Here is a 20,257-nt window from a genome sequence, read left to right on the forward strand (position 1 = left end):
AGAGGGGGTTTCGGCGGACGCCGGGAGTGGGGGCCGGTGTTACAGGCCGATGTCTCTGCGGCTCATGTCGTCCAGTGATTCGCGGCGTACGAGTACGCGTGCGGTGCCGTCGGACACGGCGACGACGGGAGGTCGGCCGATCATGTTGTAACCGGAGGCCATGGAGAGGTGGTAGGCCCCGGCCGCGGGAACGGCGAGGAGGTCGCCGGGACGTATGTCGCCCGGGAGCGCTACGTCGTCGGCGAGGACGTCGCCGGCTTCGCAGTGCCGGCCGACGACGGTGACGAGGCGGGGCGGCGCCGACGAGGGGCGGCCGATGAGGCGGGGCGCGTACTGCACGCCGTAGAGCGCGGGTCGGGGGTTGTCGCTCATACCGCCGTCGACGGCGACGAACGTGTGCTCGCCGGTTCGCTTGACGGCGAGCACGTGGTAAACGACGACTCCGGCCGGCCCGACGACCGCGCGGCCGGGCTCCAGGGTGAGCCGGGGCACCGGGAGCCCGGCGCGGGCGCAACCGTCCTCCAGCTCGGCTCGGACCCGCCCGGCCAGCACGGCCACGTTCATGCTCTCCTCACCGGGCCGGTAGGCGATGGCGTGGCCGCCGCCGATGTTCAGCTGGGGGAGGGCGATGCCGTGCTGGTCCCTGATCCGGGCCATCAGGCCGACCATGCGCCGTACAGCGACGACGTACGGCTTGACCGCGGCGATCTGCGAGCCGATGTGGCAGTGCAGGCCGACGAGTTCCAGGTGCCGCTGGTCGAGTATCCGGGTGACCGCGTGCTGCGCGGATCCGTCCGTGATCGACAGGCCGAACTTCTGGTCGTCGGTGCCGGTGCGGATCTTGGCGTGTCCGCCGGCGGCGATGCCGGGGACCACCCGCACCATGACTTTCTGGGGGGTGTCGGCGGGGGTGATCGCGGCGAGGCGGGCGATCTCCGAGGGGCTGTCCACGACGATGCGTCCGACACCGAGCCGAATGGCGGTGCGCAGGTCCTCGGGGCTCTTGGCGTTGCCGTGCATCACGATGCTCTCGGGCGGGAAGCCGGTGGTGACGGCGAGCGCAAGCTCCCCTGCCGAGCAGACGTCCAGGCCCAGGCCCTCTTCTTGCACCCAGTGCGCGAGCGCACGGCACAGGAACGCCTTGGCGGCGTAGACGATGTCGGCTTCGGGGAACGCCGTGCGGTACGTACGGCAGCGCTCGCGGACCTCCTGTTCGTCCAGTACGTAGACGGGGGTGCCGAAGCGGTCGGCCGCCTCGGCGAGGGAGACCCCGCCGACGGAGACGTCCCCGTCGGCCTCGGGGCGGGCGGAGCGGGGCCAGACGGACAGGCCGTCGGCGTTGCCGATTCGGGACAGGGCCCGGGGGTCCGGGGGCAGGGAGGCCGGAGGCGACGCCGGAAGCGTGGACGCAAGGGACGACGGAACGGTAACTGACATGTGGCGCCTCCTCAGCCGATCAGCAGGTTCAGACAGGCGACGACAGCAGCGGCGCCAGTCACTCGCAGGGCGCCGACGTGCTGGGGATGCCATGCACGCGAAGAGCTCGCGCGTTCGATGTGCCTGGGGACCGAAGGGGTTGTCGCGGGGGCGGAGAACTGCGGGTCGACGGTGAGGGCGGTGACGCCCAGGGGGGCTGCGAGGGCGCGCAGTGCGGGTTCGGAGAGCCTGATGCAGGTCTGGTCCGTGCCCAGGGTGGCGGTGAGTTTCGCCGCCGAGGTGAATCCGACGGCCGTGCGGCCGCCCAGGGGGGTGCGGAAGAACCGGGTCGTACATCCAGAGGGCCCCGACCGGACAGGGACGTAGAGGAGTCCGGCCGGGAACCGTTCAGAAGGCTCGGGGTCCTCGGGAAACTCGAGTGGAGACATGGTGCTGCTCCTCGCAGAAGGCGACTGGCGCCGCCCGGTCGGACCGGCCGGGCGCTCCACCGAAGCTATGCCCGCCCACCGGAGATGAGCCCCCACGCTGACGGATACTTGACGCCGAGCCCCCACCCCGTAACGCGACGCTGACGGGCACGGCGATCCTGGCCGGCATGGCGTCAGGACCTTCGGGCAGAACCCACAGGGGCGGCTTCGTTCGCAGGACGGGAGGCACAGAGACCAAGCGCGAGGGCGCGCCGTGCGCGGATCCGGATGTCAGGCCCGACGGGCTGAGCGACTGAGCGCACGGCGTCGTCGACCCATCACCGAGGGTGATGCGGCCTGACACCGTGCCCGACGCCGTTCCGGGGAGCCAGTACCTCGGGCACAGCAGCGACGAGGACGCGATCGCGCCGATGCCGGGCACGTTGCCCACCGACTGGACCACCGTCCCCTCATATTCGGCCTCAGCTGACCCCCGTCCGTGCGACACGAGGCGGCTTCGTTCGGCTTGGTGTGCACGAGCAGGCCGCCGCAGGCTATGACGTCCCCTTTACCTTCTCCTGGCACACTGGCCCGCACCTGGCGAAGGAGTACTTCATGTCGATGGTCGGCAGTCTGCGCAAAGTCGCCCGTCTGGCGCGGCGGGGGCGGCCTGTGGACCTCAGCCACCCGGCCCGTTCGCCGCTGGGCTCCACCGTGGTCAACTGCGTCATCTACCGCGACGGCGTCCGCCAGGAGGCCGCCCCCAGCGTCGAGGAATCCGTCGCCCGCGTACGCAAACGCGGCGACGGCTTCGTATGGCTCGGCCTGCACGAGCCCACCGAGGCGGAGTTCGTGCGGGTTGCCGCACTGTTCGGTCTGCACCCGCTCGCCGTCGAGGACGCCGTCCACGCCCACCAGCGGCCCAAGGTCCAGCAGTACGGCGACGTCCTGTTCGCCGTCTTCAAGTCGGTCGCCTACATCGAGCACGAGGAACTGACCGCCACCAGCGAGGTGGTGGACACCGGCGAGATCATGGTCTTCGCCGGACCCGACTTCGTGGTGACCGTACGGCACGGACGCCATGGCTCCCTGGGCGCCCTGCGCGAAGGCCTCGAAGCGGACCCGCGGCAATTGGCCAAGGGGCCGGCCGTTGTGCTCCACGCCATCGCCGACCACGTCGTCGACGACTATCTGACCGTCACCGATGCCGTCCAGGACGACATCGACCAGGTCGAGACGGACGTCTTCTCACCGCAGAGCTCCCCGAGCGCCGACGCCGGGCGCATCTACCAGCTCAAGCGCGAGCTTCTCGAACTCAAGCGGGCTGTGGTCCCGCTCGGCCGCCCCCTCCAGGTGCTGGCGACTCAGTCGATGCGCTCCGTCGACCGTGAGATACAGGCCTACTTCCGTGACGTCGCCGACCACCTGGCCCGCGTCATCGACCGGATCACCGACTTCGACTCGCTGCTCGACTCCATCCTCCAGGCCCACCTCGCCCAGGTCACCGTCGGCCAGAACGAGGACATGCGGAAGATCACTGCCTGGGCCGCGATCATCGCCGTGCCGACGATGGTGTGCGGTGTCTACGGCATGAACTTCGACCACATGCCCGAACTGCACTGGCGTTTCGGCTACCTGTTCGCTCTCGCCGTCATCGCGACCGCTTGCCTCGTCATCCACCGGGGCTTCAAGCACAACGGCTGGCTGTGACCGTACTTCGGGCATCACTTGGCCGGAGTCCCGGGCGCAGCCGTTCGTGAGAACCGGCGCCACTTGCACCGTCACGTTTCCTTCGCTGTGCAACGCGTCGACCACGTCCTTGGATATTGCTGTCAGGGTCGGTCCGCCAGGGCGGCAGCGAAACGTGCCGCGAGTGTCGCGACCGCGGCGCGGAGCTCTTGCCCGCCACGGACGCGGAAGGCGAACGGCACGCTCGCCAACCACTCCTGCGCGTACATCGCCGGATTGCTCGTGCTGCCGACGAGCACGCACCCGTCTCCCGATGGTTCAAGCCGTCCCATGGGAGGCCGGATCCAAGGCGCCACCTCAGCCAGTGGAGCGTCGAACACGACGTGGGTGGGGAACTCCCACCCGGCGCCCAGGTTCTCTTCCACCGCTGCCACCGGGTCGAGGCCGTCGGGCGGATCGAACCCGTGGGCGGTCTGCTGGACCGCTCGGACCCGGTCGACCCGGTAGGTGCGGATCGCGTCAGCGCGATGGGAGTGACACAGGAGGTACCAGCGCCCGTAGCGGACGACGACCGCCCAGGGATCCACCTCGGCCTCCCACTCGTTGCCGGACTCGCTCCGATACGTGACCAGGACGCGACGTCGGGCCGCGATGGCAGCGACGAGTGCGCTGGTGGTGGGGGGATCCGGACGGGCCGAGTACCGGTCGGGCGCAGCTGACGCGTGCTCTCGCAGCGCCGCTGCATGTCGGCCGACGCTCTCGGGCAGCGCCCGGATGACCTTGCCCAGGGCAGAACCGACGAGGTCGTCGACATCGGCGGCTGCCGGCTGGCCGTCGAGCACCGCCATGACCAGGCCAAGTGCCTCGTGCTCCGTGAAGACGACCGGAGGCAGCCTCGTCCCGCGCCCGAGCCGGTACCCGCCATGGCGACCCCGGGTCGACTCCACGGGGACACCCGCCTCTCGGAGGATGCCGACGTACCGACGCGCGGCCCGCTCCGTGACTCCCAAGGACGCAGCGAGTTCGTCGGCCGTCACGCCGGGGCGGTTCTGGAGGATCTCCATGGCGCGCAGAGCTCGTGCGGTGGGGCTGGAATCGGACGGCACACGAGCAGATTAGATGGTCACGAGAAAAGCAGGAAGTAGATCGTCCGGAATTGGTCCTAGGGTGATGTTCATGACCGAGTTCCGCCGGCAGGACCTCACCGGAGCACGCTTCGAGCGCGTGAGCCTCCAGGGCGCCACCTTCACCCAGGTGTCCCTAAATGAGGCCCGCATGCACGCAGTTGACTTCACCGGGGTGCAGGTCCGCGGTGCCCTGTTCAATGAGAGCCGCATGCGCGGCGTCGAGTTGATCGATGTCGAGATCCGCGGCGAGCTGAAGAACGTCATCGTGAACGGCGTCGACATCGCACCGCTCGTCGACGCCGAACTGAACCGTCGCATGCCCGAGCGGGCGAGGATGCGCCCCGACGACACCGACGGGTTCCGTGAGGCGTGGGCAATCCTGGAGCGGCTCTGGGAGGGCACCGTCACGCGTGCGAGGACATTCCCCGAAGCGGCGCTCCACCGCAGCATCGACGACGAGTGGTCCTTCATCCAGACCCTGCGGCACCTCAACTTCGCCGGCGCCGCCTGGGTGGGCCGGATGATTCTCGGCAACCCGTCGCCGTGGCACCAGTTGGACCTCCCGTGGGACGAGGCGCCAGGGTGGGACGGTATCCCGTGGGACCGCGAGGCACGACCTTCGCTCGACGAGGTGCTCACGGTCCGATGCGAACGCCAGGCGATGGTCCGCCACGTCATGGAGTCACTCACCGACGAGCAACTCGCCTCTGCGGTGACTCGCACCGGGCCCGGCTGGCCCCGGATGGAGAACTTCCCCTTCAAGGAATGTCTCAGCATCGTCCTCAACGAAGAATGGGAACACCGGCTTTATGCCGAACGTGATCTGACCTCACTGGAGAAGGAGAACTGATCGTGGACATCCTGCTCATCGCCGGCCTGTGGCTCGACGGATCCGCATGGGACGATGTCGTGCCCACGCTCGAGGCACTCGGTCACCGCCCCGTGCCGCTCACCCTCCCCGGTCAGGGTGACGGATCTGCATCAGCCACGCTCGACGACCAGGTGACGGCAGTGCTCGCTGCCGTGGACGCAGCATCCGAGAAGCCCATGGTGGTGGGGCATTCCGCTGCCTGCACCCTGGCTTGGCTGGCCGCAGACGCGCGACCGGAGAAGGTGGCCAAAGTCGTCCTCATCGGCGGCTTCCCGGTCGCCGACGGGGAACCCTACGCCGACTTCTTCGAGCCGAAGGACGGTGTCACGCCCTTCCCCGGCTGGGGCCCATTCGAGGGGCCGGACTCTGCTGATCTCGATGAGGAGGCCAGGCGCAGCATCGCGTCTGCTGCGGTTCCCGTCCCCGCAGCGGTGACCAAGGGTCTGGTGCGTCTGGTGGACGAGCGACGGTTCGACGTCCCGGTCGTACTCGTGTGCCCCGAATTCACCCCCGCCGAGGCTCAGGAGTGGATCGGCGCCGGTGACGTACCCGAGCTCGCCAAGGCCAAGCACCTTGACTTCGTCGACATCGACTCAGGGCACTGGCCGATGGTCAGCAAGCCGACCGAACTCGCCCGGCTCCTGGTGTCCTGAGTCGGGAGCTCTGTTCAGGTGCACAAGCTCAGGAGCGGGTGCGGCGTCGTTCCACGCCGCAGGCGTGGGTCTGCGGCACCGCATCATCCGGGCCTGCGCTCACTGCTCGCCCCAGATGATCGAGGCGCCACCCTGGCCTACGATTCTGCTTGCAGCTAGTTACCTTCTGGCGCGGCCTGCTGCACGACGTCGAAGGACCACAGCGTCGACCCACTCGCGGCAGGCTTCGGTCGATCGCCACCCCCCTGATGCGCCTCCTTCATCGGGCCCTCCACCCACGCCTTGAAGGACTCTTCGTCGCGCCACCGCGTGTACACCAGGTAGTCGTCGGTGCCTTCAACAGGGCGGAGGAGTTCGAACCATTCGAAGCCGTCCGAGTTCTCGACCGCGTGGGCGCGGGAGGCAAAGCGCTTCTCCAGGGTCTCGCGCTGTTCGGCGGGGACAGTGAGTACGTTGATCTTGACGACGCTCATGACTACATCCTGCCCCATGCCCGGTCTGTGTCGAAGAACGTCGGTCGGAGTGGTCAGGTGTTGACCTCGTGCCACCCCGGTTCCGGCGGCGGGGAGGAGGGCAGCCCCCGACCTTGTCGGCCGGCGGACTCTCACTCCGGCCGCGGCTCCCAGCGGAACCGTCGGACGGCGACGACCGCCCCGGCCATCCCCCACGACGCGGGCGTGGTCAGTGGGCATGACGGGTGAGCGGGGGAGCGTGTGAGGAGCCCACCCGAGTACGCGCACCCGGTCTGCTCCCAGGCCCTGCATGTCTGCGCAGTGGGTGCCACGTCGGCTTCCGGAGGGATTCGTCCGAGCGCGCCGTCCTGAGATCCTCTTGGACGCATAAGCCAGTGCCGCTCACGACCGTGTGGCGGTCCTGCACTTGTCGCCGGCCTCCTGCATGAGCGCGTCCACCGACGTGCTCCGGTCGTACGGGTCGACCTCGGGGCCGTCTCCCGAGTCCTTGGCCGCGCGCTCGGCGCTGAACTCGGGGGTGAGGTAGCCGGTGAAGCTGTCGCAGCCGCCGTTGGTGGTGTCCACCTTGTAGGAGACGAGGGAAAATGTCCCCGGCTCGATGACCACCTTCGCCGGGTTGTCCCAGCTCATCACGACCTCGCGGCGCACGAGGGTGCGCGCGACTTCGTCGCTCCCCGCTGCAGCGCGTACGACCGGGTAGACGTACGTGACATCGGTGGTCACCTCGACCGCACCGCGCTTGCCTTCCCGGTAGGTGATCCGTCCTCGTGTCTTGACCACATTGCCGACAAGCCGCACCTTCGTTGTCGCGAGACGGCTGAACAGCAGCAGAGGATCGTTCTCCCGACTGGGCGCGCTGAACGCGGTCGCCAGGTAGTCCTGGACATCCTGCTGATGCGGGTTGATCAGGGCGATCGCCTTCGTCGGCCGCTCCCCGCGCAGCACACCACGATCCAGACTGGACGCGGCAAGGAAGTCCCGGGTCCGGCCGAGCGCCTGCGCGACCTGCTTCTTGTTCATCCAGCCGGTCGCCCGTGCCGCAGGGAGGCGGATGCCTGACGTCCCGTCGCCCCACCGCACCGCGGGCGACCCCCTGAACGGCTGCTCCAGTGTGGGCAGTCGGATTGCAGCCTGCGTCGCCGGCGGCTGATCCGGACGTTCGGACTCCGCGGCGAGCGGCGCACTCTCGCGGCCTCCGCCTCCGAACCATTCAGCCACCCGCCCCGGATCCAGTGCCACGATCAGCAAGCCGACCGTAACCAGCAGACCGACCGCATACCAGCCCTTGCCCCGGCGCCGCGGGGCCAGTTGGTGAGTCCGCCATCCCTCCGGTCGGCCGGTCTCCTCCTGCAGCCGACGCGTCACCATCCGGGCCCGCGCCGACGGCTCCTCGGGTGCGCCCTGGGTCCCGGCCTCCGCCTCCCGCAGGAAGCGCTCCCACTCCTCGTCCGGTATGGACGCCCCGCCCTTGCCCACGATGTGCTCCCGTCCCTTCCCGCGCGTCCGGTCCCTCCCCAGGGCCGGTCGTTGTCCGTGCATCATCACACGGCTCAGCCGCACCCTCACGAACCCCAGCCCCCTGCATGAACAGCCTTTGGAACCCCGCCGGCGCAGCCGGAACGTTCATAGTTCCTTGACTGCGGCGGGCTTGGGGAGCGGCGTGATGTGTTGTGTGGCGCGACGCCCCACAACCCTCTCCTCGTCGCTGCGTCGGGACGGCTGATGGCCTTGTACCGCCCCCAGCCGTCGCTGACCTCGGACAGGCGTAGCGCAGGACCAAGCGCAAGCGGTGTGGTCAACAGAGCGGCAGACCACCCGGGTTCGACCGCGGGACGTATGGACAGCGCAACGGCCTAGAGGCGCGGCGCTCCGGTCACCGACATCACCAGCGAGTACAGGGAGGTGGTGGCCGTGATGAACAGGCGGTTGTTCTTCGGGCCGCCGAAGGCGATGTTGGAGACGGGCTCGGGCACGCGCAGCCGGCCGATGAGGGTGCCGTCGGGGTGGTAGCAGTGGACGCTGTCGTCCAGGGCGGCGGCCCATAGGCGGCCCTCGTCGTCGAAGCGGATGTTGTCGAAGCGGACGTTGCCCCGGCCCTCGGCGAAGACCTTCCCGTCGGAGAGCGTGCCGTCCTCGCGGATGTCGAACATGTGGATCCGGGCGGTCCGCGAGTCGGATACGTACAGTCGCTGCTCGTCGGGGGACAGGATGACGCCGTTGGGTCCCGCGAACCCGTCGGCAGCGAGGTGCACGTCCCCCGTCGCGGGGTCGATCCGGTACACGTTGCACGCGCCGATCTCGGACTCGGCGCGATGGCCCTCGTAGTCGCTGGTGATGCCGAAGTCCGGGTCGGAGAACCAGATCGTGCCGTCGGAGCGTACGACGGAGTCGTTCGGGCTGTTGAGCCGCTTGCCGGCGTACCGGTCGGCGAGCACGGTCACGGTCCCGTCGGGCTCGGTGCGGGTGACGCGGCGGTTGCCCTGCTCGCAGGTGACCAGGCGGCCCTGCCGGTCGAGGGTGTTGCCGTTGCTGTGGCCGGCCGGGGTGCGGAAGACGCCGACCGTGCCGGTGGCCTCGTCCCAGCGCAGGATGCGGTCGTTCGGGATGTCGCTCCAGATCAGCTGGCGCCAGGCGGGGAGGTAAAGCGGACCCTCGGCCCAGCGGCAGCCGTCGTGCAGGACCTCCAGCCTGCTGTCGCCGTGCGCACAGCGTTCGGTACGGAAGCGATCGTCCAGGATCTCGTACAGGCCGTCGGCGGGCATGGCGTCCTTCCAGCAGGATTGACCAGAATCTGATTCAACGTAACATGCAGATGACCGAACCAAGTATGGTATTCGTATGAAACCACTGGATGGCATCGACCGTCAGCTGATTGCGCTGCTCCAGCAGGACGCCACCCAGTCGTATGCCGCACTGGGGAGGGCGGTCGGCCTGTCGGCGGGAGCCGCGCACGAGCGCGTGCGCAAGCTGCGGGAACAGGGGGTCATCCGGGCCACGACGATCGACGTCGACCCCGCGGCACTCGATCGCGAAGTCCTCGCCTTCGTGCTGGTCGACTCGACGGCGTGGATGGGCGACCGGGCCGAGGAGTTCGCCGCAGTGCCGGAGATCCAGGAGGCGCACGTCATCGCAGGCAGCGCGGCCGTGCTGGTGAAGGTGCGCACCGCGACCACCGAGCGGCTCCAGGACGTACTGCGCCGCCTGTACGCGATCGAGGGGGTCAGCGGGACGCAGGCAACGGTGGTTCTGGAGACCTTCTTCGAACGGCCGTTGGACGCCGGTTAGTACCCGAGCAGCGCTTCTCCGTTGTGCTGGTCGGAGTGCCTGTACGGAGTCGCCCGCGGCATCCGGACGGTTGTGGTCCCTCTTGCCAGGTCCAAGGGCTTTCCGGTTCGGCGGTGCCCCGTCCTTCTCGTCATCCCGCATCAGGAGTGCCGACTGCCGCTCCTTCAGTTCGTTCTGCTTCACCGGCGAAAGACTCGCGTGCAGCTGCCCGAACCCGGTTGCCGATATCTGGCTCCGACGTGCCCCGTTCAGCCACGGAAGAACGCCGGCCCGCCCGGCGCGAAGCCGGCGGGACCACTCTGGGGGCGCTTCGGCGCCCCCGGCACCACCCGGCGGCTAAGCCTTGCGCGTCACCTTCTTCATCAGCCTGGCAAGACGGGAGGATCCACCTTTGGGCTTGGCCTCGTTGAGCGCCTTCTCCAGCTGGGCAAAGTGGTCCTTGCGGGTCCGGCTCAGGTACTCGTTCGAGGTCAGCGGCTTGGCTATCTTCCAGGCGCGGCGGTGGTCACCCTCGTAGTGGGCGACATAGGCCTTGGCGAGTTCGATCACGGCCTTGAACGGGATCCCGTCGGTGTAGTCCCGGTCGACGACGTCTTGGACATCCGACATCAGCTTCAGCTTCTCGTCGATGTCGAAGGCGTCCTCGGCTATGGCCCGCAGCACGTCCTGCGGGATCGGCTTGACCACCTCGAAGGCGAGGGTGGAGCGGATGGGCGGCCCGGCGATCTCGATGTACGGCAGCAGCAGACCGGTGCTGTAGTGGAGCCACGGCAGCCGGGGGCTGGCGAAGTCCTGGTGCAGCAGCACGGAGCCTGGCTCCAGGCGGGGCAGGAAGCGCTCGGCCACACAGCGGAAGACCCGCGCCGTCTTGGCGATGTCGACGTGCAGGAACTCGATGGGGCTGTGGTCCTCGGGGTCGGAGGTCTGCCAGATGTCGCCGGGGTGCAGCTCGATGAAGTCGATGAATGGCTTCAGCTTGTCCTTGAAGTCGTCGAGGAAGGAGTTGGTGTCCTCGGGCGCCACCCCGGCCGAGAAGAATTTCTCGGAGGCGAAGGTGCCCTTCCCGACCCGGAAGAAGTCGTACGCGTGCAGCTTGTTGGTGCTCTTGTCGAAGTCCGGGTTCTCCTTCAGACCGAGTGCGAACGCATACGTCGATCCGCCGCCGCCCGACCCGAGCTCGATCACCTTGCCCTCTCCAGTCAGCCGATGACGTCCCAACAGGTAGAGAAAGCGCAATTCCCATGCGCTCACCTGGGAGTAAGGGATCTCGTCCGGAAGTTCGACGTCGTCGAGCTGGAGGTAGAGCTTGCTGAGGGGCGCCACGGGTGCCTCGCGGTTTCAGTCGGATGGGCGGGTCGCGATATTAACTTCGTACGCCGGAGATCTGTCCGCGAAAACCGGAGATGGATTCGAGGATTTTCCCGGCCGCCACACTCCGGATGAACAGTGTTGGGCCGACGTTCCTTTTCTGGATCCGAGCGCGGATGATCTCGGCTTCGAGTGACCGCGTGGCGAAGGGCGTACTCGCTCACCACGGCAGGCCGTGCAAAAGCAGCCCACCGCTCCTGACCAGGCACTACCTGTCGTGTCCCAGTTCGCCCACCACGACCAGGGGCGGGCCCCGGTGCACGCCCAGGTCCTGGGCGGCGCTGTCGTCGTGCGCCCGCCAGGGAGTACGGGACAGCCCTTAGGGTGCGGGCATGATCTCGCAAAGCTATCTCTCCGAGCTGTTCTCGCTGGACGGTCGGGTCGCCGTGGTGACGGGCGGCAGCTCCGGCATCGGTCGAGCCATCGCCGGGGCTCTCGCGCGAGCGGGGGCGAGCGTGGTGATCGTGGCGCGCAAGGAGTCCGAACTGGCCGCAACGGTCGACGAGCTGGCGGCGGACGGCTGCCGGGCGGCCTGGGTGAGGGCCGACCTGAGCACCCGCGACGGGGTGCGCGCGGCAGCGGAGCAGGCAGCCGAGGTGTTCGGCGAGCCCGACATTCTCGTCAACAGCGCCGGGAGCAACCTGCGGCCGCCCATGGGCGAGCTGAGTGAGGAGGTGTGGGACGCCACTATGGCAGTGAACCTGGAGGCGCCTTATTTGCTGGGCCGGCGGTTCGGGCCCGGCATGGCGGAGCGGGGGTTCGGGCGGATCATCCACATCACCTCCCAGCAGGCGCACCGGGCGTTCGTCCAGAGCGGTGCCTATGGGGTCTCCAAGGGGGCGCTGGAGTCGCTGGCCCGCTCCCAGGCCGAGGCGTGGTCGCCACACGGCGTCACCTGCAACACGCTGGTGCCCGGCTTCGTCATGACCCCGCTCAATGCGCGGTTGTCGTCCGACCCGGAGAAGGTGGCGGCGCTGGCCGCGCGCACGATGGTCGGGCGCAACGGCCTGGCCGAGGACTTCGCCGGAGCGGCGGTGTTCCTGGCCGGCCGCGCCTCCGGCTACGTCACCGGGCAGGCCATCTTCGTCGACGGCGGGTTCTCCGTCCACTGAGCCCCGCCAGGTCCCGCACGTACGCGGTGGCCGTCTCGATCTCGTCGTCGTACGCGTTTCCGCCGCCCGTCGAGCAGCAGATCCCGCAGATGCAACCGACCCTCACCTGCTGATCCGCACGCGCCCGTGGCACGAACACCTCCCCGGCGAACCTCTCGAACCGGCCCCGACACGTAACAAAGCCCTACTCGGTAAAGTGGGCGCGACAGCGCACCGTGAACCGGAACAAGGAGCAGACGTGAGCGAGCCGGCGTCCATCGCCCTGCAGCAGGGGATCGCCCGGGGACTCCAGGTCGCCGAGACTTTCGAGGCCGAGCAGGAGATCGAACGCCGGGTGGCCTTCCTCGCCGAGCGACTGACCTCCACCGGTCTGCGCTCCCTCGTGCTCGGCATCAGCGGCGGCGTCGACTCCACCACCACCGGTCGGCTGTGCCAGCTCGCCGTCGAGCGGGCCCGGGCCGCCGGGCACGAGGCGCGGTTCTACGCGATGCGGCTTCCCTACGGGGTCCAGGCCGACGAGCACGACGCCCAGCTCGCGCTCTCCTTCATCCTGGCCGACCACGTGCTGACCGTGGACATCAAGCCCGCGAGTGACGCCGCGCTCGAGGCCTCGCTGGCCGCCGGTGTGAGCTACCGCGACGCCCACCACCAGGACTTCGTCCACGGGAACATCAAGGCCCGGCAGCGCATGATCGCCCAGTACGCGGTGGCCGGTGCGCACGACGGCCTGGTCGTCGGCACCGACCACGCTGCCGAGGCGGTCTCCGGCTTCTTCACCAAGTTCGGCGACGGCGCCGCTGACCTGGTCCCGTTGACGGGCCTGACCAAGCGCCGGGTGCGCGCCGTCGCGGACGCGCTGGGCGCGCCCGCCGAGCTGGTGTGGAAGACCCCGACGGCCGACCTGGAAACCCTCGACCCGGGCAAGGCCGACGAGGACGCGCTGGGGGTCACCTACGACGACATCGACGACTTCTTGGAGGGCAAGCCGGTGGACGAGCGGGCCTTCGAAACGATCGTCCGTCGCTACCGGCTCACCGACCACAAGCGCCAGCTGCCCGTCGCCCCCTAACAGCCGCGAAGGCAACATGGGCAAAACGCCCCTGATTGGGGCTTGTCCGACAAAAGATCTTTCTCTGTCGAGCCCGGCGGAGCGTTGGTGCGGGCGCTGGGACCTTTCGACCGACATGCTCCCGGCAAGCTTGCCCGGCTGGACCCCCATGGCGGCGCGCTGTTCAACGAGCAGGAGGCGGAGGCCGCGCTTCGGGAACTGCGGTTGTCGGCTCCGATGGAACGCTTCGCACGTTTCTGCGGCGCTGACCCCATCAGCCTGCACACCGTTCGAAAGAGCGTGCTGATATCCGGACGCCAACGCATCGGCCCGGGTCCTGAACAGCAATGTGTGCAGGGGAAAAGCACGCCACGGGCGATCGTTCGGCGTGTACGGCGGGGCGGGAGGACCCGGCCAGGCACAGTGGAGCAGGGCCGACCCGGCCCCGACCACCGAGGGAACGGAGACGGCCTATGCTCATGGCCACCCGCGGCATCACGGGCAAGGAGCTCGCCGACGATCTGCTGCAGGGCGTGAGCAGCGAACAGATGAGGGCGGCGACACGCCTCCTCGGTGCCCATCACGACGGCTACTGGCTCCGGCGTTTCTTCGAGGACCAGGAACTCGCGGACGCGGCCGGCCAACCGCTCCTCGAACATGCCGGACCGCACCCTTCCATCGACTGGAACGCTGTGGGACTGCTCCTGCTCGCCGACAGATCCCCGGCACGCAAGGCATCGAGCAGCGAAGTGGCCGTGCTGGAGTTCGCCGCGTCCCTCGTAGGGCGCGCCCCCATCCAACTGCAGCGCGTCATCCACGCTGTCGACGACACCGAGTTCCGGCTCCTCCTGCGAGCCCTCATGGCGGCCGCATACGGGGAAACCCACTGATCCGCAGGAACCAACTGCGGCTCACCCGGTAGCGGCGCATCATCCCGGCGATGCAGGACTTGGACCGGCGGGCGAGTTCGACGCGGCAGCCGGGACAGTGCCGCCCGTCCGCCGGTCACTCCGACACCCGTCTGGAGGGAAGCGCCAGGCCTGTGACCAGGGGGGCGTCCAAGCTGGACCGGATGCCGAGCGCGGCATTAGGTTGCGTCCCTGTGAGTCACGACGACGCCATCGCCATATCCCCGCCCGTGCCATCGACCGAGCGCGAGCCGCTCTTCGTACCGAGGGCGATGACGACCGTGGTCATGGCCGCGCTCGGGGTCTGCGTACTGGTGAATGCCGCATTGCTCATCGCTCAACTGCGACTTTATCGCGCGGCTGACGGCTCGTATGCCGCCTTCCAGAGGGAGATATGGGTCGGCAACCTCACCGGCATGAGGCTGCTCGCCTTCCTGGTCACCGGATTCGTCTTCCTGCGCTGGCTGTGGCAGATGCGGGTGAACGCCGAGGCGCTGGCGCCCCGCGGACACCGGATGAAACGGGGCTGGACCACAGGCGGGTGGCTGGTGCCGGTCGCCTGCTTCTTCCTGCCCAAGCGGATCATCAATGACATCTGGGCCGCCAGCTCTCCGCCCGACCGGCCGCGGCGCACCGATGTGCTGCTGACGTCGTGGTGGCTGCTCTTCGTGGCGGCGCAACTTCTCGCCTACCCCTCCCCCTCCCGGGGCCCACTGCCAACAGAGATGGCCGGGGCCGCGCTGTATATCGTCGCAGGAGTGCTGTGTATCGGTGTGGTGCGGCGGCTTGCCGCGATGCAGAGGGCGCGTCTCCACGGTTGAGTCCTGGCGTTGTGCCCGATTCGTCACGGACACAACGCCACGTTCGGCGACCGGAGGCCACGTTTGTGACCTGACCCCAGGGTTGTACGGGACCGGTGAGTTCCACTGATTCCGGTGAATTCCCAGCCCTCCTCGACGCTTCCGCTACTCGTCGATCGCCGCCCCGAATTGTGCATTGGCCACCGGCGCCCCAAGGCGTGCCCCGTCGTAGGTCCACGTGCCTTTGGCGACCAGCCCCGACGACGACGCAGGAATGACCCATACGAAGCCGTCGTTGGTGTTCTCGCCCGGTGCCGCCGCCAGCAGGCCGAAGAGGCCGTCCTTATTGGCGTCGACCAGCCGCACCTGGCCGCCCCAGGCGTCCGAGGCCTCCGCCCCGCCGGGGATGTCGGGGTGGTTCTGGTCGAAGCTCTTCACACCGACGTCGGTGAGGCCGAACGGCGCGCCGCGCATCACCCACACCGCGCCCGCGTTGGCCGCGGTGCCGATGTCCTCGCCGGGAGCGCCGATCGCGAGGTCCGGGTGGCCGTCGCCGTCGGTGTCGCCGGCCGACAGCTCGGCGCCCCACTGGTCGCCCGCCTCAGCGACGCCGGGAACGCCGGGAGAGTCCTGGGTCCACGTCTGCACCTCCTCCGGTTCGAGGCCGGACAGGTCGCCCCTACCCAGATAGACGGAGATGCCGCCGCCCAGCGGCGAGCCCACGCCCGTGTCGCCGATGATGAGGTCGTCCTGGCCGGTGCCGTCCCAGTCGCCGGAGACGATGGCCGGCCCGCCCCCGAACGTGCCGCCGTCACCGAGGTCGGCGATGTCCGGCGCGCCGTGCAGCACCTGCACCGAGCCGATGCCCGGCTGGTCACCTTTGGTGACCCCGGAGATCGCCAGGTCGGCCCAGGGGTCCTCGTTGTAGTTGCCGTGGCTGAGGTTGCGGAACTCGAAGTCGGTGTCCAGCGGTGCGAAGTCCCGCGCCCGCATGCTGCGGTCCGACACCTTCAGCTGCTGCGCCGTCGCGCCTGGCGGGGCGGTGAAGAACAGCAGCGCGTCGTCCTCCAATATGGCGATCGAGTCGCGCGGATGGGCGTTCGGGTCCGCCGGGTCCGGGGCGAAGTACCGGGCCGCTTCGATCGCCCGCCCGAAGTTCGCGCCGGCCCGCAGCTGGTCGGGGTTCTCCAGCCAGGTGCTGTCGGCCCCGTGCAGCCCGGTCGGCGAGCCCCAGAAGACGATGGCGCCGCCCGCGTCGGACAGCCCGGCCAGGTCCTCGCCGGGGATACCGACGATCGCGTCGTCGTAGCCGTCGTTGTCCAGGTCGCCGGAGGCCACGGCCTTCCCGAAGCCGTCGCCGGCCTCGGCACCGCCCGGGACGCCCGAGGTGTTCTGGTGAAGGACGCTCTTCTTGGTGGTGCTGAGACCGCTCGACGAGCTGTACTGCACGGTGACGTAACCGGCGCCCGTGGCGCCGCTCACCGTGGCGCCCGGGGCGCCGATCAGCACGTCGTCGAAACCGTTGCCGTCGTAGTCGCAATTGCGCTGCTGCCAGCCGATGGACGGAAAGGGCACTGCGGCCGCTGCGGCGGGGGCCGCGAACACGGCGCCGCCACCGAGGGTGAGGAGTGCCGCGGCCGCAAGGGCTGCGCTTTTGATGTGACGCACAAGAACCTCCTTGGTCTCCTGGGTTGCCTACGGCGTCCTGCTCAGCCGCGGTGGATTGTGCGTGGGCGTGGTCGGCGGAGGTGCATGGCCGGTTCCCCAGCGAGACGCCGAAGCACAGACCGGTGCAGGTGCCCGGGAGTGCCGGGCAACGCCGCCGCGCCCGTCGCAGAACGGCGTGGGATCATGTGCGGCCTCCCCGTGGGGTAGTGCGGTAAGGGCAATGCCCGTATTGCACTCACCTGGAAGACATCCGAGGTTCATCCAGGGTTGTACGCCGCGTCGGATGGTCGTCCGATGCAGGGCGGTCCCAGTTCGTCACGGAGGCGAAAGGGCACCTCAGCGGGTGGGCCGTCGAGTGAGGTGGTTTCTCGAGCGCCGGCTCGCAAGTCCCTTTCAGTCGCCGGAGAAGCCCCAGAAGTAGATTTCCTCCGGCCTGCCATGGGCGTCGTGCAGGACCGCGCATCTGCCGAACCAACGTCGATCTGCAAGCGGTTCTATGGCCTGCACGTGCGCCCGCGTGAGGCGGTCGGTCCCGGCCGTCCGGTAGGCCTCGACGGGCTGAACGGGCTGCACGGTGCCATAGTCAGGATCCTCACCCGGTCGCAAGATCCTTTCCATGTCCAGGATCGAGTGCGTCCCCTCTTCCTGAACCTGCTCGTCTTCCCACAGCTGGTGAATCGTCGACGGTCGGGCCCTGGCCTCGGCAGCGTCGTCTTCGTTCCAGGGATCCCAGTAGTAGTCCTGTGCCTCGAAGACTTCCTGTCTCAGGGCATCCAACGCCGCTCCGAGATCCTCCTGATAAGGAACGTAGTACTCCCACCCCGACGCACCCACGACAGCCCCGCCTCTGCATCCACTTCCGACAGTGCAGCGGAACCTAGCAACAGCCACTGACAAGCCGCCTCGCCCGGTGAACCCGGGCGCCTTGTGGCGTGGCCGTTCGTGCTGTGTACGTCGGGGCATCCAGGTTGGAGGACACTGGTGGTATGCCCCTACCTAAAACGCATCTTTGCTCGGCCTGCTCGGACGATGCCGCGACCGACCCCGTTCTTCACGAAGACCTCGTCGTCGGAGCACCGCTGTCCATGGAGGATCTCACCGACGCGCAGCGCCTCGACCGGTTCGCCCGCAAGTATGCCCATGACGGTTGCCAGGTCATGGAAGTCCGGCGGGTTCCCTACGACAGCTTGAGTGGCTACGCCTGGTCGGTCCGCTTCACCGAGAATTCGTGACGATTGGAGTGCCCTCCCGTCTGAAGCAGGGAGATTCCTGCCTGCCTCGCGGCGGCGGGACGTGGGTGCCCTGGGTGGCGTACGCCCGGAGCATCTGGCCGACCGGGCGGCGCCAGGCGTCCGGGGCGGCGTCCCCCGTGGCGGCAATGACACCGACGTCGGCAGTGAGAATGATGACGAGGCCCTCTGAGGTGAAGTCGCCCCGCAGGTGATCGGTGTTCTCGGCGCGGGCGATGAGTTCGAGGAACCCGTTCCACGCCTCGGTGCGACGGGCTTCGAGGGCTCTGGCGGCGGGGAAGGTCATGGTCAGGACGTCGGCGAATCCTCGGCCGGATGCCTGCATGGCACAGACGGCTTCGATATGGCGGGTGAAGCCGTGCGAGGGGTCCGGATTGGTCAGGGCATCGGTGACGGCGCCGGCGCAGGCGTCCGCAGCCGCGGTTCGGGCTGTTGGCCTCAGGTTTCGTCGGGGGGCTTCGGAGGTCTGAGCAGGGGGCACAGCGACCGGCTGCGACCCGCGGAAGCATCGCTCAGCCTCGCCCCCGCCCCGTCAGCCGCATTCACTTCCTATTCACCGGGCAACCATCCACGCGCCACGTGTGTCTCACAGTCGAGCCCTCACGCATCGCGCCCCCCTTGGCTCTCCGTACGCGATTCATGGAGGAATTGTGGGTATTCGCACCTTGGTCTCAGCCGCCGTCTGCGCGGCCACGGCGCTTTCGGGTGGTACGGCCGGCGCGGCGCCCGCGGGTACCACGGCGGGCCCGGCCGCTGCCACCGCACGCGAGGACTTCAACGGCGACGGCTACCAGGACCTGGCGGTCTCCGCCCCCGCCGCCACCATCAACGGCCACTCCTGGGCGGGCTACATCGCCATCAGTTACGGCTCCGCGCAGGGACTCGGCACGGCGCACACCACAGTCATCACTCAGGACACCCCGGGCGTGCCCGGCACTTCTGGTGACGATCACGGCTTCGGCTACCGGATGTTCGCCCGCGACCTCGACGGTGACGGCCTCACCGACCTCGCCCTGGTGACCAACGAGGCGCTCGCGGCCACGAACAACTCCGGCTCCGTCATCGTCCTCTGGGGCCGCAGTGGCGGCGTCACGGGCCAGGGTGCGGTGCGTATCCCGGCGCCCGCCGACGCCACCGTCGGCGCGAACCTCAGCGCCGGCGACTTCGACGGCGATGGCAAGACGGACCTGATGATGTCGCACAGCGACGACTACGACCTGCGCAGCGTGATGTACGGGCCGTTCAGCCGCGCCGGGGCGCCCGCCCGCGAGCAGCAGGTGACCATGTTCAGCACGGACAATTCGATCATCAGCACCGCGGCGGGCGACTTCAACGGCGATGGCATCGACGACCTGTGCACCTTCTACGCTTACGAGGAGCACGCCGAAGGCGGCAAGCTGTGGCTCGGCACCGCGCACGGCCTGTCGGCGAACTCCACCCCGCTGCCCTCCGCCGCCGCCACCGCGGTCGGCGATTTCGACAAGGACGGCAAGGCCGACCTCGCCACCAGGGTGATCCCGAACGGCATCACGGAGGATCTCCCCTACGACGCCGGCAGCGTCAAGATCTACTACGGCTCGGCGTCCGGCCCGAGCACCACCCGGACGAAGACCATCACGCAGAACACCACGGGCGTGCCCGGAGTCAGTGAGAAGGGCGACCAGTTCGGCGCCCGACTTAGCGCCGGCGACGTCAACGGCGACGGTTACGCCGACCTCGCCGTGGGCGTTCCCTTCGAGGCCATCGGCACGACCAGGGCCGCAGGATCGGTGGTGCTGCTGAAGGGCGGCTCGGGCGGCCTGGGCGGCACCGGCGCGCAGGCGTTCCACCAGAACACGTCGGGCGTCCCCGGCGTCGCGGAGACCGGCGACCACTTCGGCGGCGCGGTCCGGCTGCTGGACATCAACGGCAACGGGAAGGCGGACCTCGCGGCCGGCGCCCCCGGCGAGGACCTCGGCACGGTCGCGGACGGCGGCGCGGTCTGGTCCCTGCGCGGCGCCTCCTCGGGCCTGACCGCCACAGGAGCGTTCGTCTTCAACCCGGTCGACCTGGGCGCCCCGGTGCCCGGCGCCCGCTTCGGCATGGACCTCTCGAACGACAACGGGCCGAACATCTGATGAGCATCTGAACGGAAGATCCCCCAGGCTCAACGATCTGATGA

The 20,257-nt window shown here is 68.8% G+C and carries 20 protein-coding genes and 1 pseudogene; 10 read left to right on the forward strand and 11 right to left on the reverse strand.

Going from position 1 to position 20,257, the window contains the following annotated elements:
* Window positions 1-39 precede the first annotated feature (39 nt).
* A complete protein-coding gene (lysA, locus tag ACWCP8_RS06315; protein WP_352272728.1) occupies window positions 40-1,437 on the reverse strand; it encodes a diaminopimelate decarboxylase in 1,398 nt (465 codons plus the stop codon).
* Window positions 1,438-1,448: 11 nt separating this feature from the next.
* Window positions 1,449-1,865: an SAV_915 family protein gene (locus tag ACWCP8_RS06320; RefSeq protein ID WP_451114507.1), complete on the reverse strand. Its 417-nt coding sequence runs from the start codon at window positions 1,863-1,865 to the stop codon at window positions 1,449-1,451.
* Between the two features lie 594 nt (window positions 1,866-2,459).
* Between ACWCP8_RS06320 and ACWCP8_RS06325 the strand changes: the two genes are divergently transcribed.
* On the forward strand, window positions 2,460-3,554 hold the full coding sequence (locus tag ACWCP8_RS06325) for a magnesium and cobalt transport protein CorA (protein WP_352268554.1): 1,095 nt from the start codon (window positions 2,460-2,462) through the stop codon (window positions 3,552-3,554).
* Window positions 3,555-3,676: 122 nt separating this feature from the next.
* On the opposite strand, the gene ACWCP8_RS06330 is transcribed toward ACWCP8_RS06325, so the two are convergent.
* Window positions 3,677-4,639: a helix-turn-helix transcriptional regulator gene (locus ACWCP8_RS06330; RefSeq protein WP_352268556.1), complete on the reverse strand. Its 963-nt coding sequence runs from the start codon at window positions 4,637-4,639 to the stop codon at window positions 3,677-3,679.
* Between the two features lie 70 nt (window positions 4,640-4,709).
* On the opposite strand from ACWCP8_RS06330, the gene ACWCP8_RS06335 reads away from it, so the two are divergent.
* Complete coding sequence (locus ACWCP8_RS06335; protein WP_451114510.1) at window positions 4,710-5,510, forward strand: DinB family protein; 801 nt, start codon at window positions 4,710-4,712, stop codon at window positions 5,508-5,510.
* Window positions 5,511-5,512: 2 nt separating this feature from the next.
* Window positions 5,513-6,184, forward strand: coding sequence for an alpha/beta fold hydrolase (locus ACWCP8_RS06340; RefSeq protein ID WP_451114512.1), 672 nt, complete (start codon window positions 5,513-5,515; stop codon window positions 6,182-6,184).
* 155 nt (window positions 6,185-6,339) lie between these two features.
* Here ACWCP8_RS06340 and ACWCP8_RS06345 read toward each other — a convergent pair whose 3' ends face one another.
* The 3 genes from ACWCP8_RS06345 to ACWCP8_RS06355 all read right to left on the reverse strand — a co-directional run bounded on the left by ACWCP8_RS06345 (window position 6,340) and on the right by ACWCP8_RS06355 (window position 9,419).
* Window positions 6,340-6,657, reverse strand: coding sequence for an antibiotic biosynthesis monooxygenase family protein (locus ACWCP8_RS06345; protein WP_352268560.1), 318 nt, complete (start codon window positions 6,655-6,657; stop codon window positions 6,340-6,342).
* A 381-nt stretch (window positions 6,658-7,038) separates the two neighbouring features.
* Entirely contained in the window at window positions 7,039-8,133 is a 1,095-nt protein-coding gene (locus tag ACWCP8_RS06350; RefSeq protein WP_451114514.1) for a hypothetical protein, read from the reverse strand.
* Window positions 8,134-8,510: 377 nt separating this feature from the next.
* On the reverse strand, window positions 8,511-9,419 hold the full coding sequence (locus ACWCP8_RS06355; RefSeq protein WP_451114516.1) for an SMP-30/gluconolactonase/LRE family protein: 909 nt from the start codon (window positions 9,417-9,419) through the stop codon (window positions 8,511-8,513).
* Window positions 9,420-9,504: 85 nt separating this feature from the next.
* On the opposite strand from ACWCP8_RS06355, the gene ACWCP8_RS06360 reads away from it, so the two are divergent.
* Complete coding sequence (locus ACWCP8_RS06360; protein ID WP_352268689.1) at window positions 9,505-9,942, forward strand: Lrp/AsnC family transcriptional regulator; 438 nt, start codon at window positions 9,505-9,507, stop codon at window positions 9,940-9,942.
* On the opposite strand, the pseudogene ACWCP8_RS06365 reads toward ACWCP8_RS06360, so the two are convergent.
* Window positions 9,939-10,227: pseudogene (locus tag ACWCP8_RS06365) on the reverse strand (DUF6191 domain-containing protein); the annotation flags it as partial. The gene ACWCP8_RS06360 and the pseudogene ACWCP8_RS06365 sit on opposite strands and share 4 nt — an antisense overlap.
* A gap of 51 nt (window positions 10,228-10,278) precedes the next feature.
* Complete coding sequence (locus ACWCP8_RS06370) at window positions 10,279-11,265, reverse strand: class I SAM-dependent methyltransferase (RefSeq protein WP_355996391.1); 987 nt, start codon at window positions 11,263-11,265, stop codon at window positions 10,279-10,281.
* Between the two features lie 377 nt (window positions 11,266-11,642).
* Between ACWCP8_RS06370 and ACWCP8_RS06375 the strand changes: the two genes are divergently transcribed.
* The 4 genes from ACWCP8_RS06375 to ACWCP8_RS06390 all read left to right on the forward strand — a co-directional run bounded on the left by ACWCP8_RS06375 (window position 11,643) and on the right by ACWCP8_RS06390 (window position 15,199).
* On the forward strand, window positions 11,643-12,422 hold the full coding sequence (locus tag ACWCP8_RS06375) for an SDR family NAD(P)-dependent oxidoreductase (RefSeq protein ID WP_352268566.1): 780 nt from the start codon (window positions 11,643-11,645) through the stop codon (window positions 12,420-12,422).
* Window positions 12,423-12,660: 238 nt separating this feature from the next.
* On the forward strand, window positions 12,661-13,491 hold the full coding sequence (nadE, locus tag ACWCP8_RS06380) for an ammonia-dependent NAD(+) synthetase (protein WP_451114519.1): 831 nt from the start codon (window positions 12,661-12,663) through the stop codon (window positions 13,489-13,491).
* A gap of 452 nt (window positions 13,492-13,943) precedes the next feature.
* Entirely contained in the window at window positions 13,944-14,360 is a 417-nt protein-coding gene (locus ACWCP8_RS06385) for a hypothetical protein (RefSeq protein WP_356006749.1), read from the forward strand.
* A gap of 212 nt (window positions 14,361-14,572) precedes the next feature.
* Window positions 14,573-15,199: a DUF4328 domain-containing protein gene (locus tag ACWCP8_RS06390; protein WP_451114521.1), complete on the forward strand. Its 627-nt coding sequence runs from the start codon at window positions 14,573-14,575 to the stop codon at window positions 15,197-15,199.
* A 144-nt stretch (window positions 15,200-15,343) separates the two neighbouring features.
* Here ACWCP8_RS06390 and ACWCP8_RS06395 read toward each other — a convergent pair whose 3' ends face one another.
* Window positions 15,344-16,846, reverse strand: coding sequence for an esterase (locus ACWCP8_RS06395; protein ID WP_356006751.1), 1,503 nt, complete (start codon window positions 16,844-16,846; stop codon window positions 15,344-15,346).
* 393 nt (window positions 16,847-17,239) lie between these two features.
* Window positions 17,240-17,680, reverse strand: coding sequence for a hypothetical protein (locus ACWCP8_RS06400; protein WP_352268573.1), 441 nt, complete (start codon window positions 17,678-17,680; stop codon window positions 17,240-17,242).
* Window positions 17,681-17,931: 251 nt separating this feature from the next.
* Here ACWCP8_RS06400 and ACWCP8_RS06405 point away from each other — a divergent pair, with 251 nt between their 5' ends.
* On the forward strand, window positions 17,932-18,078 hold the full coding sequence (locus tag ACWCP8_RS06405) for a hypothetical protein (protein WP_352268574.1): 147 nt from the start codon (window positions 17,932-17,934) through the stop codon (window positions 18,076-18,078).
* Here the strand turns inward: ACWCP8_RS06405 and ACWCP8_RS06410 are convergent.
* The gene (locus tag ACWCP8_RS06410; protein ID WP_352268575.1) at window positions 18,062-18,421 is read right to left on the reverse strand and encodes a hypothetical protein; all 360 of its coding nucleotides are present in this window, start codon (window positions 18,419-18,421) and stop codon (window positions 18,062-18,064) included. The two genes, ACWCP8_RS06405 and ACWCP8_RS06410, sit on opposite strands and share 17 nt — an antisense overlap.
* 325 nt (window positions 18,422-18,746) lie before the next feature.
* Between ACWCP8_RS06410 and ACWCP8_RS06415 the strand changes: the two genes are divergently transcribed.
* Window positions 18,747-20,213, forward strand: coding sequence for an FG-GAP-like repeat-containing protein (locus ACWCP8_RS06415; protein ID WP_451114524.1), 1,467 nt, complete (start codon window positions 18,747-18,749; stop codon window positions 20,211-20,213).
* Window positions 20,214-20,257 lie beyond the last annotated feature (44 nt).

This window comes from Streptomyces sp. NPDC002206 (genome assembly GCF_053593595.1).

Coding starts and splice junctions, on each gene's coding strand:
- ACWCP8_RS06385 (WP_356006749.1), top strand. CDS start 13,944: ATGCTCATGGCCACCCGCGGCATCACGGGCAAGGAGCTCGCCGACGAT.
- lysA (WP_352272728.1), bottom strand. CDS start 1,437: ATGTCAGTTACCGTTCCGTCGTCCCTTGCGTCCACGCTTCCGGCGTCG.
- ACWCP8_RS06335 (WP_451114510.1), top strand. CDS start 4,710: ATGACCGAGTTCCGCCGGCAGGACCTCACCGGAGCACGCTTCGAGCGC.
- ACWCP8_RS06345 (WP_352268560.1), bottom strand. CDS start 6,657: ATGAGCGTCGTCAAGATCAACGTACTCACTGTCCCCGCCGAACAGCGC.
- ACWCP8_RS06320 (WP_451114507.1), bottom strand. CDS start 1,865: ATGTCTCCACTCGAGTTTCCCGAGGACCCCGAGCCTTCTGAACGGTTC.
- ACWCP8_RS06355 (WP_451114516.1), bottom strand. CDS start 9,419: ATGCCCGCCGACGGCCTGTACGAGATCCTGGACGATCGCTTCCGTACC.
- ACWCP8_RS06405 (WP_352268574.1), top strand. CDS start 17,932: ATGGAGGATCTCACCGACGCGCAGCGCCTCGACCGGTTCGCCCGCAAG.
- ACWCP8_RS06325 (WP_352268554.1), top strand. CDS start 2,460: ATGTCGATGGTCGGCAGTCTGCGCAAAGTCGCCCGTCTGGCGCGGCGG.
- ACWCP8_RS06410 (WP_352268575.1), bottom strand. CDS start 18,421: ATGCAGGCATCCGGCCGAGGATTCGCCGACGTCCTGACCATGACCTTC.
- ACWCP8_RS06375 (WP_352268566.1), top strand. CDS start 11,643: ATGATCTCGCAAAGCTATCTCTCCGAGCTGTTCTCGCTGGACGGTCGG.